General features: G+C 71.5%; 16 protein-coding genes. 6 read left to right on the top strand and 10 right to left on the bottom strand.

The window, feature by feature from the left end; translation table 11 throughout:
- Positions 1-34: 34 nt before the first annotated feature.
- From OHU74_RS16520 to OHU74_RS16550, 7 genes are all read right to left on the bottom strand, one after another.
- On the bottom strand, positions 35-346 hold the full coding sequence (locus OHU74_RS16520; protein ID WP_371619710.1) for a DUF3099 domain-containing protein: 312 nt from the start codon (positions 344-346) through the stop codon (positions 35-37).
- A 58-nt stretch (positions 347-404) separates the two neighbouring features.
- A complete protein-coding gene (locus OHU74_RS16525; RefSeq protein ID WP_330297198.1) occupies positions 405-695 on the bottom strand; it encodes a DUF1416 domain-containing protein in 291 nt (96 codons plus the stop codon).
- A gap of 66 nt (positions 696-761) precedes the next feature.
- The gene (locus OHU74_RS16530) at positions 762-1,607 is read right to left on the bottom strand and encodes a sulfurtransferase (RefSeq protein WP_371616626.1); all 846 of its coding nucleotides are present in this window, start codon (positions 1,605-1,607) and stop codon (positions 762-764) included.
- A gap of 221 nt (positions 1,608-1,828) precedes the next feature.
- Positions 1,829-1,918 carry an Ms5788A family Cys-rich leader peptide gene (locus tag OHU74_RS16535; RefSeq protein ID WP_350875872.1) on the bottom strand — a complete coding sequence of 30 codons (90 nt, stop codon included), beginning with the start codon at positions 1,916-1,918 and terminating at the stop codon, positions 1,829-1,831.
- A gap of 159 nt (positions 1,919-2,077) precedes the next feature.
- Positions 2,078-2,803 (bottom strand): DUF2993 domain-containing protein, encoded by a 726-nt coding sequence (locus OHU74_RS16540; RefSeq protein ID WP_371616627.1) that lies wholly within the window; start codon positions 2,801-2,803, stop codon positions 2,078-2,080.
- Between the two features lie 120 nt (positions 2,804-2,923).
- Complete coding sequence (locus OHU74_RS16545; RefSeq protein WP_371616628.1) at positions 2,924-4,399, bottom strand: hypothetical protein; 1,476 nt, start codon at positions 4,397-4,399, stop codon at positions 2,924-2,926.
- Positions 4,400-4,409: 10 nt separating this feature from the next.
- Positions 4,410-4,664: a MoaD/ThiS family protein gene (locus OHU74_RS16550; protein ID WP_330297202.1), complete on the bottom strand. Its 255-nt coding sequence runs from the start codon at positions 4,662-4,664 to the stop codon at positions 4,410-4,412.
- Positions 4,665-5,133: 469 nt separating this feature from the next.
- Here OHU74_RS16550 and OHU74_RS16555 point away from each other — a divergent pair, with 469 nt between their 5' ends.
- The 5 genes from OHU74_RS16555 (at position 5,134) to OHU74_RS16575 (ending at position 10,659) form a co-directional block, all read left to right on the top strand.
- Positions 5,134-5,904, top strand: a complete 771-nt coding sequence (locus OHU74_RS16555) for a response regulator transcription factor (RefSeq protein ID WP_371616629.1) — start codon at positions 5,134-5,136, stop codon at positions 5,902-5,904.
- Between the two features lie 82 nt (positions 5,905-5,986).
- Positions 5,987-7,009 (top strand): LacI family DNA-binding transcriptional regulator, encoded by a 1,023-nt coding sequence (locus OHU74_RS16560; RefSeq protein ID WP_330297204.1) that lies wholly within the window; start codon positions 5,987-5,989, stop codon positions 7,007-7,009.
- Between the two features lie 133 nt (positions 7,010-7,142).
- A complete protein-coding gene (locus OHU74_RS16565) occupies positions 7,143-8,378 on the top strand; it encodes a S1C family serine protease (protein ID WP_371616630.1) in 1,236 nt (411 codons plus the stop codon).
- Between the two features lie 53 nt (positions 8,379-8,431).
- A complete protein-coding gene (locus tag OHU74_RS16570; RefSeq protein WP_371616631.1) occupies positions 8,432-9,184 on the top strand; it encodes a response regulator transcription factor in 753 nt (250 codons plus the stop codon).
- Positions 9,181-10,659: a sensor histidine kinase gene (locus tag OHU74_RS16575; protein WP_371616632.1), complete on the top strand. Its 1,479-nt coding sequence runs from the start codon at positions 9,181-9,183 to the stop codon at positions 10,657-10,659. Before OHU74_RS16570 ends, OHU74_RS16575 begins: the two co-directional genes overlap by 4 nt.
- Here the strand turns inward: OHU74_RS16575 and OHU74_RS16580 are convergent.
- Positions 10,639-11,514, bottom strand: a complete 876-nt coding sequence (locus OHU74_RS16580) for a phosphatidylinositol-specific phospholipase C (protein WP_371616633.1) — start codon at positions 11,512-11,514, stop codon at positions 10,639-10,641. The two genes, OHU74_RS16575 and OHU74_RS16580, sit on opposite strands and share 21 nt — an antisense overlap.
- Positions 11,515-11,591: 77 nt before the next feature.
- The gene (locus tag OHU74_RS16585; RefSeq protein ID WP_371616634.1) at positions 11,592-12,161 is read right to left on the bottom strand and encodes a TetR/AcrR family transcriptional regulator; all 570 of its coding nucleotides are present in this window, start codon (positions 12,159-12,161) and stop codon (positions 11,592-11,594) included.
- A 150-nt stretch (positions 12,162-12,311) separates the two neighbouring features.
- Here OHU74_RS16585 and OHU74_RS16590 point away from each other — a divergent pair, with 150 nt between their 5' ends.
- Positions 12,312-13,091: an alpha/beta fold hydrolase gene (locus OHU74_RS16590; protein ID WP_371616635.1), complete on the top strand. Its 780-nt coding sequence runs from the start codon at positions 12,312-12,314 to the stop codon at positions 13,089-13,091.
- A gap of 94 nt (positions 13,092-13,185) precedes the next feature.
- Here OHU74_RS16590 and OHU74_RS16595 read toward each other — a convergent pair whose 3' ends face one another.
- Positions 13,186-15,009, bottom strand: a complete 1,824-nt coding sequence (locus OHU74_RS16595) for a bifunctional UDP-sugar hydrolase/5'-nucleotidase (protein ID WP_371616636.1) — start codon at positions 15,007-15,009, stop codon at positions 13,186-13,188.
- Positions 15,010-15,122: the final 113 nt, after the last annotated feature.

The following is a 15,122-nucleotide window of genomic DNA, read 5'->3' on the forward strand; positions in this document are numbered from 1 at the left end:
ACGCATCCTTATTACATTTTTATCTCAGCGGGATTCAGTCCCCTGAATGACGCTTTCCATCCAGTTCGTCCCACCACTCGTCGGACTTCGGATCGCCCGAGGGGTCGTCCCACCACCGGTCGTCCGGGCCGTGTCGGTTCGCGACGATCGCGGCGACCGGCGGGATGACCATGGCGACCACGCACATCGCCACGGCGGCCTCGACCGACCAGAGGCGCACGAAGGCCCAGGCGGAGACGAAGAGGAACAGGCATCCGCCCATGAGCAGGAAGTAGGCGCGGTGGCGCCGGGCGTACATGTCTTCAGAGTAGGACCGAAGGCGGCCCGTGCGAAGGGCTTGGGGCAGCGCGAAGGGCCGTACCCCCGGCCCGGGGGTACGGCCCTTCGTCACGCGAGTGCGGTGCTCAGACCGCGATCGCCACGTCCGTCACGCCGCCGGTCTCGACGACGACCACGGCGCGGTCCGCCTGGGCGCCGGGGACCAGGGCGCGCAGCGTCCAGGAGCCTTCGGCCGCGTAGAAGCGGAACTGGCCGGTCGCCGAGGTCGGGACCTCGGCGGTGAACTCGCCGGTCGAGTCCAGCAGGCGGACGTAGCCGGACACCGGCTCGCCGTTCTTGGTGACCTGGCCCTGGATGGCCGTCTCACCGGGCTTGAGCGTCGAGAGGTCGGGCCCGCCGATCTGTGCTCCACACATGTTCTCTGTCCTGTCCTAGAGAGGGATGACTACGGGGCGTCGCGTGCCCTGAATCGCTTGTCGGAACTACTTGTTGGGGCCGAGCTCGATCGGCACGCCGACCAGGGAGCCGTACTCGGTCCACGAGCCGTCGTAGTTCTTGACGTTCTCCTGGCCCAGGAGCTCGTGCAGCACGAACCAGGTGAGCGCGGAACGCTCACCGATGCGGCAGTACGCGATGGTGTCCTTCGCCAGGTCGACCTGCTCGGCCTGGTAGAGGGCCGTCAGCTCTTCGTCGGACTTGAAGGTGCCGTCGTCGTTGGCGTTCTTCGACCACGGGATGTTGCGGGCGCTCGGGATGTGACCCGGACGCTGCGACTGCTCCTGCGGGAGGTGCGCCGGCGCGAGCAGCTTGCCGGAGAACTCGTCGGGCGAGCGGACGTCGACCAGGTTCTTCGTGCCGATCGCGGCGACCGCGTCGTCACGGAAGGCGCGGATCGAGGTGTCCTGGGCCTTGGCCTTGTACGCGGTGGCCGGGCGGTTGGGGACCTCGGTGCCGTCGACCAGGTCGCGGGAGTCGAGCTCCCACTTCTTGCGGCCGCCGTCGAGCAGGCGGACGTCCTGGTGGCCGTAGAGCTTGAAGTACCAGTAGGCGTAGGACGCGAACCAGTTGTTGTTGCCGCCGTAGAGGACGACGGTGTCGTCGTTGGAGATGCCCTTGGCGGAGAGGAGCTTCTCGAAGCCCTCCTGGTCCACGAAGTCGCGGCGGACCGGGTCCTGGAGGTCGCTCTTCCAGTCGATCCGGACGGCGTTGGTGATGTGGTTCTTGTCGTAGGCGGACGTGTCCTCGTCCACCTCGACGATGACGACGTTGGCGTCGTTCAGGTGGGCCTCGACCCAGTCGGCGTCTACGAGGACGTCGCTGCGGCTCATGGTGTTCTCCTCCGGGGCAGTGTGCGGCGGGGTGGTGCTGGTGGTGCGGGGGCGTGTTTCCAGTGGGTCCGGGTGTTCCCCCAGCTACCGCTGGGAGGTGCCCCCCCGGCGGATCCTGTTGCGGGGAGGCTTCAGGAGGGCGGGGGCAGAGGTGGTCACACGTGGTCACACGGGAAAGCGGAAGGTCGTCGTCCGGCTATGGAGCGGGATGCGCTCACACGTCACATGGATCGACAGAGCATGGCGGCGACGCGACACAGGTCTACTGCCCGTCGCTTCGTGAGGTCCGCCTGCTGATGCTTCATAGCCATGGATCGTAGGGACGAATCGGCCGCCCTGTCACCGCCGTGTCATATTCCGAGACAGGATCGTCCGCATAGTGGGATCAGATGATTCCGCACGGCCCCCGCACCGCCTCCGGGGAGCCCCGTAGGGCCCGTCCCATCTGCGGAACGGACCCCCGCGTCTCACTATCCGGCCAGCGCCAGGTTCGTACCGCCCAGCGTGAGGTGGATGCCGGCCTCGTCGGAGGTCAGCGCCGTCAGCTGGATGCCGGACGTCAGCCGGCTGTCGAGCTGCCGGTCGAAGTCCGTGAACTTGCGCACCGCGGCCTCGATGCCCGGGAGCCCCTCGCCCGGCACCTCGTCGGCGCGCACCCGGACGGTCTTGCCGCCCTTCCCGTCCTTGGCGTCCTTCGCGTCCAGCAGGGAGACCGTCGACACCACGCTGCGGGTGACCTTGCGGCCGAGGAAGTCGAAGGTCGCGGTGACCTTCACCTTGCCCGGCGCCCCGCCGTAGGCGAGGGTCACGCCGGGCTGCGCGGCCTGGCTCAGGGCGTGGTAGGTGAGCAGCGCGGACCCCTCGGCGGTCTTGGCGGTACCGCCGCTGTAGTCGCCGTTCAGCTTCACCCCGTGGAAGGCGATCCGCAGGTCCGACAGGCTCGTGCGGCCGCCCTCCGGGGTGGTCACCCCGAGGTCGGACACCTTCAGGTCGACCTCGTCCAGGTCGTGGGCGAGCGCCTGGGTCAGGAACGGGAACCCCTGGATGTCCACGCGCACACCCGGCAGCCCGCCCTCGTGCGCCTGGATGCGCTCCGCCATCCGGTTCTCGGCATAGCCGGCCGCCCACCGGTCCAGCCCCACGAACAGCCCGCCCAGCAGTACTCCCACAACCAGAACGACACGCAGGACGCGCACGCGCCCACCCCCCCCAGATAGTTGGTCCGTGGGGCCCAGTGGACCATGCCGCCCGTCAGCGACCTGTGAGGTGCGCCCCGGCCGCCGGGAGATGCGCCCCCGGCAGCCGTCAGGGCCCCGTCAGCCCACCACCCGGCCGATCAGGTAGACCGCCGGAGCCGCCGCGGCCAGCGGCAGCGCGACACCGGCCGTCATGTGGACGAACTTCGACGGGTAGTCGTACGCCGCCACGCGCAGCCCGATCAGCGCGCACACCCCGGCCGCCAGGCCGATCAGCGCACCGCCGGCCCCGACGGAGGTCAGACCGCCCACCGCGATGCCCGCACCGGCCGCGGCGGCCAGCGAGACGCCGACCGAGGGCACGGTGGGCAGCGGCAGCGCCCGGGCGAAGACGGCCACCGCCACGGCGGCCCCGCCCACGGTCGCGGCGGCGCCGCCGGCCGCGAGCCAGCCGGCGCAGACGATGGCGAGCGCGGCCGAGGCCACCGAAGCCATCAGCCCGGACATCCGCTCGTCCGGATCGGCCTGGCTGCGCAGCTGGAGGACCAGCGTGAGCAGCACCCAGGCGCCGAGCGTGCCGATGATCGCGCCGGGCCCGTTCGCCTCGTCCACCGCGAGCACGGCCACGTCCGCGACCACGGCTCCGGCGAAGGCCAGCGCGATGCCCTGGCGGGCCGGCCACATGCCGTTGAGCCGGAACCAGCCGGCCGCGGTGAGCCCCTGGAGGGCGATCAGGGGTGCGAGCAGGGACAGCCTGCCCAGGGCGGCGGCCGCGGCGATGACCAGGCCCAGGACGGCGGTCAGTATGGCCGCCTGCGGGCCGGGATCGATGATCGGCGAGCGGCCTTCGGCGCGGGCCTGGGCGGGGTCGACGGCGCGGAGCGTGTTGCCGGCGAGGGTGGGCGGGGAGTAGGCGGGCTCCTCACCGACGGGGGCTCCGGCCGGGTCCGCGGCAAGGGCGGGATCCGGGTCTCCGGGCGCCGCCTGCGGAGGCAGGTACGCGGTCTGGTCGACCCACTCCGGAGCCGGAGCGGGAGCCGGAGCGTGCCCCTGCGCCTGCGCCTGCTCCGGGTCGGCCGGACCCGGGTACGGGGGCAGGTACGCGGTCTCGCCCCACTGCTGCTGCGGCTGGGCCTGCAGAGGCTGCTGCTGGGCCTGCTGCTGCGCCGCCGCCGGGGCCTGCGGCTCCTCGCGGAACCAGTGGTCGGGGGCCGCCGTCTGGAGGTACGCGGGTGCGGCGTAGGGATCCGCGTAGGGCTGCTGGGCCTGCTGGGCCTGCGGCTGGCCCTGCTGCGGCTGCTGGGCGGCCTGCTGCGGCCAGTCGGACCCGGGCACGGGGGCCTGGACCTGCTGCTCGTCGCGGAACCAGCCCTCGGGGGCCACCGGGTACTGGGCCGGTACGGCGTCCAGCGGGGCCTGCACCGGCTGGTACGAGGTGTCCCAGGTCTGGGACTGCCAGGTCTGGGTCCCGTACGGATCCGGCTCCTGCGCCAGGCTCTCCTGCTGGTGCGCCTCCGGCTGGTGCGCCTCCTGCTGGTACTGCTCCGGCTGGTACTGCTGCTGGTACTGCTGCTGCTGTTCCTCGGGCGTGCTCATGAGACTCCGCTCACCCGCCCGCGAACGGCGGGAGCACCTCGACGGTGCCCCCCTCGGTCAGCTCGACGGAATCGTGCGGGCGCTTGCCCACAGGCTGTTCGTTCACGAGGAAGGAGCAGCGCAGCAGGACCCGGGTCAGCTCCCCGGGATGGCGTTCCCGCACGGCTTCGAGCGCCTCGGCGAGGGTCCGCGCCGAATACGGCTCCTCCGCCGTCCCGGCCGCGGATTTCGCCGCCGCCCAGTAGCGGATGGTTCCGGTTGCCACTGCACGCTCCTCTCGTCGGCGCTCTGCCGTCGGCCTCCATCATGAACCCTCGCGCCCCCGATCCCGGCGTGCCTGCGCGCGCCCGGCGTGCGCCCAGGCAGCCCGCAGCAGGTCCACCGATCCGGTGAAACCGGTGGATAAGCAGGGGGCGGAGGTGGCGGGAACCACAGAAGTGGCCACCTCCCAAGCCTCGGCCCGGCCGGGGAGGGTGGGCTATTCTGCTGGCGAGAGGATCCGGGCAACGTAGCCCCCGGGTCCTTTTGTGCTTTCAGCACGTTGAACGGACCGAGAACAGTGGTATCCATCCGGACCTCAGGGCGCGGGGACCGGGCGGACACCAGGCAAGTCGTACGAAGCAGTGCCGCGAAAGTCCTCGACGGGACCGAGGAGGAACCGACGTGATGGACCAGCGAACCGTTTGTGCGCATCAGCGCGCATCCCACAGCCCCAGCCGGGCAGGTGGTCGGGCATGAGCTCTCTCCTGCTCCTGACCAATGCCCTGCAGCCGTCGACCGAAGTGCTGCCCGCACTCGGTCTGCTGCTCCACTCCGTCCGGGTGGCGCCCGCCGAGGGCCCCGCCCTCGTGGACACCCCCGGCGCCGACGTGATCCTGATCGATGGCCGGCGCGACCTTCCGCAGGTCCGCTCGCTCTGCCAGCTGCTCCGCTCCACGGGACCGGGCTGCCCGCTGATCCTCGTCGTCACCGAGGGCGGCCTCGCGGCCGTCACCGCCGACTGGGGCATCGACGACGTCCTCCTCGACACCGCGGGCCCGGCCGAGGTCGAGGCGCGGCTGCGCCTGGCCACCGGCCGCCAGCAGCTCGGTGCGGACGACTCCCCGATGGAGATCCGCAACGGCGACCTGTCGGTCGACGAGGCCACGTACTCGGCGAAGCTGAAGGGGCGGGTCCTGGACCTCACCTTCAAGGAGTTCGAGCTGCTCAAGTACCTCGCGCAGCACCCGGGCCGGGTCTTCACCCGCGCCCAGCTGCTGCAGGAGGTCTGGGGCTACGACTACTTCGGCGGCACCCGGACCGTGGACGTGCACGTACGGCGTCTGCGCGCGAAGCTCGGGCCCGAGCACGAGTCGCTGATCGGTACCGTCCGCAACGTCGGCTACCGCTTCGTCACCCCGGAGAAGGTCGAGCGGGCGGCGGCCGAAGCGGCGGCCCAGGCGGCCACGAAGGCGGCGGCGGAGGCCGCGGCACAGGCGGCGGCCTCGCTCACCCGGATGGACTAGGGCGGGCGCGGGAACCCCTGTGGGAATGACCTCCTCCGGACGCCCTGCCCAGAGGTAGGTCACCCCGCGTAGACTTCCGCGCGTGGCCAAGGTGACGCGGGATGACGTGGCACGACTTGCGGGTACTTCTACCGCCGTCGTGAGCTACGTGATCAACAACGGACCCCGGCCGGTTGCCCCGGCCACGCGCGAGCGTGTCCTCGCCGCGATCAAGGATCTGGGCTACCGCCCGGACCGGGTCGCGCAGGCGATGGCCTCACGGCGCACCGACCTCATAGGCATGATCGTCCCCGATGCCCGTCAGCCGTTCTTCGCGGAGATGGCACACGCGGTCGAGCAGGCCGCCGCCGAGCGCGGAAAGATGGTGCTGGTCGGGAACTCCGACTACCGCACCGAGCGCGAGGTCCACTACCTGCGGGCCTTCCTCGGGATGCGGGTCTCCGGACTGATCCTGGTCAGCCAGGGCATGAGCGAGCAGGCGGCCAGCGAGATCGAGGCCTGGGACGCCCGGGTCGTCCTCCTCCACGAGCGCCCCGAGGCCATCGACGACGTCGCGGTCGTCACGGACGACATCGGCGGCGCACAGCTCGCCACCCGCCACCTCCTGGAGCACGGGCACGAGTACGTCGCCTGCATCGGCGGGGTCGAGAACACCCCGTCGGTGGGCGACCCGGTGGCCGACCACGTCGAGGGCTGGCGCCGGGCCATGCAGGAGTCCGGCCGCTCGACCGAGGGCCGGATCATCGAGGCCCCGTACAACCGCTACGACGCGTACAAGGTCGCCCTGGAGGTCCTGGCCCGGCCCGACCGGCCGACGGCGATCTTCTGCGCCACGGACGACCAGGCGATCGGCGTGCTGCGGGCCGCGCGCGAGCTCCGCATCGACGTCCCCGAGCAGCTCGCGGTCGCCGGCTTCGACGACGTGAAGGAAGCGGCCCTCACGGACCCGCCGCTGACCACGGTCGCCTCGGACCGCCCGGCGATGGCCCGCGCCGCGGTGGACCTCGTCCTGGACGACGGCCTGCGCGTGGCCGGCTCCCGCCGCGAGCGCCTGAAGCAGTTCCCCTCGGCCCTGGTGATCCGCCGCTCCTGCGGCTGCCGCTAGGCCGTACGTCCGCATCCGGGGGCCCGGCCGGGGTGCGGCCGCAGCCCGGGTTTATATCGGGCATACGCGGTTCTGTCGGGCTTCTCAGCGGGGACTCAGGAAGCTCTCATGATCCGCGGACAGAGTCGTATCCATGACCGAGAACTTCCGCCGCGAAGGCGAGTACCCCCAGGACAACCGCCACCAGCAGCCCGCCCCCTTCGGCGAGGACTGGCAGCGCGGACGTGACCGGCTGGCCCACGAGGCCTCGTACCCCCCGCCGCCCGCCTACCCCCCGGCCCCCGCCCCGGGCTGGCACGAGGCACACACGCCCCAGGTGATCCAGGGCGAGACCGTCCCCCAGCCCGTCCCCCAGACCGGCGCGGGCTCCGGTAACGGGGACAACGGCGGCAACGGCGGCTGGGCCACCTGGGGCGAAGCCCCGGCCCCGGCCCCGCAGGGCCACGCCCGGGCCAAGCGCCCCGTCGCCCTCCTCGCCGCCGTCGCCCTCGCCGCCGCCGTGATCGGCGGCGGAACGGCCGCCGCCGTGCAGCAGTACCTCGGCAACGCGGGCGGCACCGGAGGGGGCGTCAACGGCAGCACCATCTCCCAGTCGAGCAACGGCACCGTCGCCGGCGTCGCCGAGAACGTCAGCCCCTCGGTCGTCCGCATCGACACCAGCACCGCGTCCGGCCAGGGCACCGGCTCCGGCATCGTGATCACCGAATCCGGCGAGATCGTCACCAACAACCACGTCGTCGACGGCGCCACCAAGATCCAGGTGACGATGAGCGACGGCAAGAAGTACAGCGCCAAGATCGTCGGCACGGACCCGGACAAGGACCTGGCCCTCATCAAGCTCGAGGGCGCCAAGGACCTCAAGCCCGCCAACCTCGGCGACTCCGACAAGCTCAAGGTCGGCGACGAGGTCGTCGCCATCGGCTCCCCCGACCGGCTCACCGGCACGGTCACCAGCGGCATCGTCTCCGCGCTGAACCGCGAGGTGAACGTCCCCAAGTCCGAGCAGCAGCAGTCCCCCCAGGGCGGCTTCCCGTTCTCCTACGGCGGCCAGCAGTTCAACGGCAACACCGGCTCCAACACCACCTCGTACAAGGCCATCCAGACCGACGCCTCCCTCAACCCCGGCAACTCCGGCGGCGCCCTCGTCAACATGAACGGCGAGATCGTCGGCATGCCCTCCGCGATCTACTCCCCCTCCAGCGGCGGCTCCAGCGCCGGCAGCGTCGGCCTCGGGTTCGCCATCCCCGTCAACACCATCAAGGCCGACCTGTCCTCCCTGCGGAGCGGCGGCTCCGGCGGCGCGGGCAACGGCAACAGCGGCAACAGCGACTCCGGCAGCGGCGCCAACGGCTTCGGAACCTCCTACTAGGGCCGCCCGTGCGAGCCTGGTAGGACCGACCACCACCCCCGGGGGAGAGCGACATGACCACCGAAGGCGACCCGCAGCGCATCCTCGTCGTCGACGACGAGCCGGCCGTACGCGAAGCCCTGCGCCGCAGCCTCGCCTTCGAGGGATACGGCGTGCAGACCGCCGTCGACGGGCTCGACGCCCTCGACAAGGCGGCCTCGTACGCCCCGGACCTGATCGTCCTCGACATCCAGATGCCCCGGATGGACGGTCTGACGGCCGCCCGCCGGCTGCGCGCCGCGGGCAGCACCACGCCCGTCCTGATGCTGACCGCCCGCGACACGGTCGGCGACCGCGTCACCGGACTCGACGCCGGCGCCGACGACTACCTGGTCAAACCCTTCGAACTGGACGAGCTCTTCGCCCGCGTCCGCGCCCTGCTGCGCCGCAGCGCCTACGCCGCCCCCTCCGACGGCGGCGGCCACCCCGGGGACGACAACGCGCTGGTCTTCGGCGACCTGCGCATGGACCTCGCCACCCGCGAGGTCACCCGGGCCGGGCGCCCGGTGGAGCTGACCCGTACCGAGTTCACCCTGCTGGAGATGTTCCTCGCGCACCCGCGCCAGGTCCTGACCCGCGAGCAGATCCTCAAGACCGTGTGGGGCTTCGACTTCGAGCCCAGCTCCAACTCCCTGGACGTGTACGTGATGTACCTGCGCCGCAAGACCGAGGCCGCCGGCGAGCCCCGCCTGGTCCACACCGTGCGCGGGGTGGGCTACGTACTGCGCGCCGCAGGGGCCGGCGACCACACCGGCGGTCCGGAGTGAGCCCCGCCGCCAGATTCCGCGGGCTGCCGCTGCGCTCGCGCCTCGCCCTGCTGGTCACGGTCGCGGTGGCACTGGCCGTCGCGGCCGTGGCCGCCGTGTCCTGGGTGATGGTGCGGGCGCAGCTGCGCGACCAGCTGGACAGCTCCCTGATGTCCACGAACGTCTCCGCGCAGGTGCTGCGGACCATCCGCGACGGCGCCTGCGTGGACAAGCCGCCGAGCCAGCCCGGCCAGGAGATCGCGGGGAACCTCAACGCGGTCGTGCAGATCGTGACGGCCGACGGCAACCACTGCTGGGTCAGCGGAACCACGACCCTGCCGGTGACCACCCTGGACAAGCAGATCGCCGCGGGCGGCGGGCGCACCAGCGCCCTGCACGACGCGACCACCGCCGACGGCACCGAGATGCGCGTCTACACCCGGACCGCGCAGGCCCAGCCGGGCTCTCCGGTCTTCGGGATCTCCGTCGCCAAGCCGCTCGCCGACGTGGACAAGCCCCTGTCCACCCTGGCCTGGGTGCTGCTCCTCGTCTCCGGCATCGGCATCGTCGGCGCGGGCGCGGCCGGCCTGTGGGTGGCCCGTACGGGGCTGCGCCCGGTCGACGAACTGACCGGCGCCGTCGAGCACATCGCCCGCACCGAGGACCTGACCGTACGGATCCCCGACGAGGGCGACGACGAGATCGCCCGCCTGTCGCGCTCCTTCAACTCCATGACGGCCGCGCTCGCCTCCTCCCAGGAACGCCAGGCGCAGCTGATCGCCGACGCCGGGCACGAACTGCGCACCCCGCTCACCTCGCTGCGCACCAACATCGAGCTGCTCGCGCGCAGCGAGGAGACCGGCCGGGCCATCCCGCCCGAGGACCGCAAGGAGCTGCTGGCCTCGGTCAAGGCGCAGATGACGGAACTGGCCGCGCTCATCGGCGACTTGCAGGAGCTCTCCCGCCCGGACGCGGCCTCGCCCGGCCCGCTGGGCGTGGTGGCCCTGCACGAGATCGCGGGCGCCGCGCTCTCCCGGGCCCGGCTGCGCGGTCCGGAGCTGGAGTTCCACTCGGACATGGCGCCCTGGTACGTACGCGGAGAGGCGGCGGCCCTGGAGCGGGCGGTCGTCAACGTCCTGGACAACGCGGTGAAGTTCAGCCCGCCGGGCAGCACCGTCGTGGTCTCGCTGCGCGCGGGCGAGCTGACCGTACGGGACCACGGTCCCGGCATCCCGGCCGATGACCTCCCGCACGTCTTCGAGCGGTTCTGGCGCTCCCCGTCGGCCCGCGCCCTGCCCGGCAGCGGCCTGGGCCTGTCCATCGTGGCCCGTACGGTGCTGCGCGCGGGCGGCACGGCCGAGCTGCGGGCCCCGCGGGACGGCGGGTCGGGCACGGAGGCGGTGCTGCGCATCCCGGGGGCGCCGAACCCGCCGCCGACCCCGCCGCTGCCGCCACCCCCGGGCCCGGCCCAGCCGTCAGTTGTGCCGGATCAGTGAGGCGACCAGCCCGGAGCGGGTGTTGGGGAAGTCCATCGGGACGATCCCCAGCCCGGTCCGGCCGGCGAGCTCCGAGCCGTCGACGAAAGAGTGCACCTGCGGGTTGAGGCGGTCGGAGTTCCAGCGCGGCGGCAGGGCCGCGGCGGTGCTGGTGTAGTTCATGAAGAACTTCCCGGGCTGGGTCGCCGCCTTGCGGAACTGGCCCTCGATCTTGCCCCGCTTGGCGAAGGGCTCGGCCATGTAGTCGTCCTGGATGTCGAAGACGTTGCCGTCGCCGTAGCGCAGCCCGCCGGGCAGCCCGCCGTTGTCGGGGAGCAGCAGCACCTTGCCGCGCGCCTGCCCGAGGGCGGGCACCGAGTCGGCGATCTTGAACAGCGGCCGCCAGCCCCGGTTGTCGAGGTAGTCGTCGAAGACGGCGCGGAAGGTGGCGTCGCTCTCCTCGGAGTACTCCTGCTTGAGCCGCATCAGCACGGTCTCGGAGGGGTGCGCGGCGAGGAAGTTCCAGCAGGCGACCAGGACGTCGCCGAACATCAGGTTCTGGTAGTACGCCGCGTGGTGGATCGCGAACGATCCGCCGGTCACCCGGCAGCGCACGTCGAGGAACCGGATCCCGGAGTCGAGCTGCTGCGCGATCGAGGTGTTCTGGCAGGCGACGTAGAGCCCGCCCCGGGTGGCGCCGGAGTCGTGGGTGCCGGGGATGGTCATCCGCTGCAGTGCGGTGGAGTCCCCGATCCCGGCCATCCAGTCCTGGGTCTCCAGGGTGCTCGCGGAGGCCGGTGAGGCCGCCGCCGCGAGTCCCGCCGCCGCTCCCGCCGCCATCGCCCCGACCAGAAATGTCCGACGATCCAGTGCCATGCCCGCCCCTTTGCCGACCCGGTGATGGGAACGGAGTATGGCGTGCCGGACCCGGGTTTACTACCCGTCGGTAATGCTCATCTTTCGAGCAACTCCGCCATGGTGCGCAGCCCTTGGGCCAGTTCGCGTCCCGTCGGCGCCTGCTCCGGGTCCGTCAGGGACTGCACCATCACCCCGGTCAGCAGGGCGATGTGCACCGACCCGAGGGCCCGTACGTCCTCCTCCGCGACCTCGCTCTCCGGGACCCCGGACAGCTGCGCGGCCACCATGCGCCGGGACCGGCGCTGGCCTTCGGCGAGGATCGCGAGCAGCTCGGGCGCGGACTGCGCGTGGACGAAGGCCTCGACGTTGGCGATCCAGAGCCAGCGCATGTCGCCGAAGTCCCGGATCTTGCGGTCCCAGGTGTCGGCGTACCGTTCCGCGGCGGTGTCCCCCTGCCCGGCGAGCCGCCCGGACCCTGCGGCCCACTCGTCCATGGCGGCGAAGAGGGCGAGGTTGAGCAGGGCCTCGCGGGAGCCGAAGTGGTAGCCGATCGCGGCCATGCTCACCTTCGACGCCGAGGCGATGTCGCGCACCGTCGTGCGCAGGTAGCCCTTCTCCTCCAGGCAGCGGCGCGCTCCGGCCAGCAGGTCCTCGCGATTTCCCATGCCGGGATCGTAGCCGCGCCGCTTCTTGGGCAACCGCCCAAGACATTCGTATTGCGCGCTTGCCCAAATCCTGGCAGGCTTCGGATCAGACACCGCGGGACACAGGCGGGACACACCGTCGCCGCAGGACGAGCAGGGGAGAGCGGAACCATGCGCCACACGCTGACCATCGAAGGCCGCACGCTGTCGTACCTGGACTTCGGCGGCCCCGGCCGCCCCCTGCTCGCCCTCCACGGGGGCATGTCCGAAGGCCTCGCCTTCGCCGGACTCGCCCAGGCCCTCGGCGACGAGTGGCGGGTCATCGCCCCCGACCAGCGCGGCCACGGCGACTCCGACCGGGCTGCCGACTACAGCCGCGCCGGCTACGTGTCCGACGCCGTCGCACTCCTCGACCACCTCGGCCTGGACGCCCCCGTCGCCCTCCTCGGCTACTCCCTCGGCGGGCTCAACGCCGTCCACCTGGCAGCCGCCCACCCCGACCGGATCTCGGTGCTCATCGACGCGGAGGCCGCCGTGGAGGTCGACCCGGCGGACGGCGCATGGATGGAGTTCCTGCGGGCCATGCGCTACACCGCCCCCACCCGCGAGGAACTCCTCGCCGCGGCCGGGCCGGTGGGATCCCAGTTCGTCGCCCAGGCCCTGCGCCCGCTCCCCGACGGGGGCTGGCGGCTGCCCTTCCACCCGCAGGACATGCTCGACTCCGTCGAGGCCTGCCGCGGCGACCACTGGGCCGCCTGGCTCGCGAGCAGCTGCCCGGCGCTGCTGATCCACGGCACCCGCAGCGCCTCGCTCCCGCAGGCACAGGCCGATGCGATGGTCGCGAAGCGGCCCGGGACCTCGTACACGCCCCTGGACGGCGAGCACTTCCTGCCCTTCACCGACCCGGAGGGCTTCCACGGCGCCGTCCGGACGTTCCTGGCCGGTCTCTGACGATCGCTGACGACCACCGGGAACGCCGAAGGGGCGGCGGGCCGTCACGGCCCACCGCCCCTCGCGCGTACTGGCGTACGTACTACTTCACGACTTACTTGATGACCGTGATCCGGTCCGCCACCGGCGGAGCCAGCGGCGCCGCCGCCGAGGAGTGGCCGGTCAGGTAGGCGTTGAAGCAGTCCAGGTCGGACGCGCCCACCAGCTTGTTCTTGTGCTCCTTCAGGACGGTGAAGCCGTCACCGCCGCCCGCGAGGAACTCGTTCATCGCGACCCGGTAGGTCTTCGCCGGGTCGATCGCCGCACCGTTCAGCTTCACCGAGCCCACGACGATGCGGTCCGCGCCCGCCTTCGTGGTGTCCAGGGTGTAGGTGAAGCCCTTGGAGATCTGCAGGATCTTCGGGTTCGGGCCGTTGACCGGGCCGCTGACCTGCTGCTGGAGCGCGGTGATCAGCTGGGCGCCGGTCAGGTCCACGACGTTCATCATGTTGGTGAACGGCTGGACCGTGTACGACTCGCCGTACGTCACCACGCCGTCGCCCTCACTGCCCGCCGCCTTGTAGGCGAGGTCGGCGCGGATGCCGCCCGGGTTCATGATGGCGAGCTGCGCGCCGCCCTTGGCGGCCGGGGACAGCGCCTCGAGCTGCGCGTCGGTGATCACGTCGCCGAGCGGCTTCTCGTAGGCCTCCGAGCCGCGGCCGGAGATGTCGGCGGTGATGTAGCCCATCGGACGGTTCGCGACCGGCGCGGCCAGCGCGTTCCACCGCTGGATCAGCGCGGTCAGGTCCGGGGCCTTGGGCTGGGTGCGGTTGACGACCGTCTGGACCGGCTTCGGAGAGCTGACCGGCGTACGGACGATGTCCTTGGTCCTGCGGTCGTACGTGAGCGTGGTGTCCGTGAACAGCCGGCCGTAGGAGGCGGCCGAGGTGACCGTGCGAGGGTTGCCCGCCGGGTCGGGGATGTTGCACGCGTACGCCTGGTGCGTGTGGCCGGTGACCAGGGCGTCGACCTTCGGCGAGACGTTCTTCGCGATGTCGACGATGGCACCGGAGATCCCGGCGCCGGCGCCCGGCACGTTGCAGTCGTAGTTGTACGCGCCGCTCGCGGGCAGGCCGCCCTCGTGGATCAGCGCCACGATCGACTTCACGCCCTGCTTGTTCAGCTGCTCGGCGTACTTGTTGATCGTCTCGACCTCGTCGCCGAACTTGAGGCCCTTGACCCCGTCGGCGGTCACGACGTCCGGAGTGCCCTCCAGGGTGACGCCGATGAAGCCGATCTTCACGTCCCCCTTCTTCCAGATGAAGGTGGGGTTGAGCATCGGACGCTTGGACTTCTCGTCCACCACGTTCGCGGCGAGGTACTTGAAGTCGGCGCCCTCGAAGGTCTCGCCCTTCTCGAAGCAGCCCTCGACCGGGTGGCAGCCGCCGTACTGCATGCGGCGCAGTTCGGTCTTGCCCTCGTCGAACTCGTGGTTGCCGACGCTGGTGACGTCCAGCTCGAGGTCGTTGAGCGCCTCGATGGTCGGCTCGTCGTGGAAGAGGCCGGACAGCATCGGGCTGGCGCCGATCATGTCGCCGGCCGCCGCGGTGACGGAGTACTTGTGGCCCTTGCGGGCCTCGCGCAGGCCGGTCGCCAGGTACTCGACACCGCCCGCGGGTATGGCTTTGGTGGTGCCGTCTGCCTGAAGCTCACTCACGTTGCCGGAGGAGCCCTGCGGGGGCTCCAGGGTGCCGTGGAGGTCGTTGAAGGACAGCATCTGCACGTCGACGGTGCGGCCGTGGTCATGGCCGCCACCGCCACCACTCGCGGCACCGGCCGGCAGTGCGGCGGCGACCATCGCACCGGCCGCCGTGGTGACGGCGAGAGCGGTGAGGGTCAACCGGCGGGCTCGGCGGTGCCGTTGTGGCGTCGCTGACATTTGTTCCCCTTTGTGGACAGCGATACGACTTGGGAGGTTCGCCGCAGCCTATTGTCAACGCGCGTAGCGCGACAGGGGGTATGGGGTATCGAGCTGGTTACATGCGGAAGACA

The organism is Streptomyces sp. NBC_00454 (assembly GCF_041434015.1).
GTDB lineage: Bacteria > Actinomycetota > Actinomycetes > Streptomycetales > Streptomycetaceae > Streptomyces.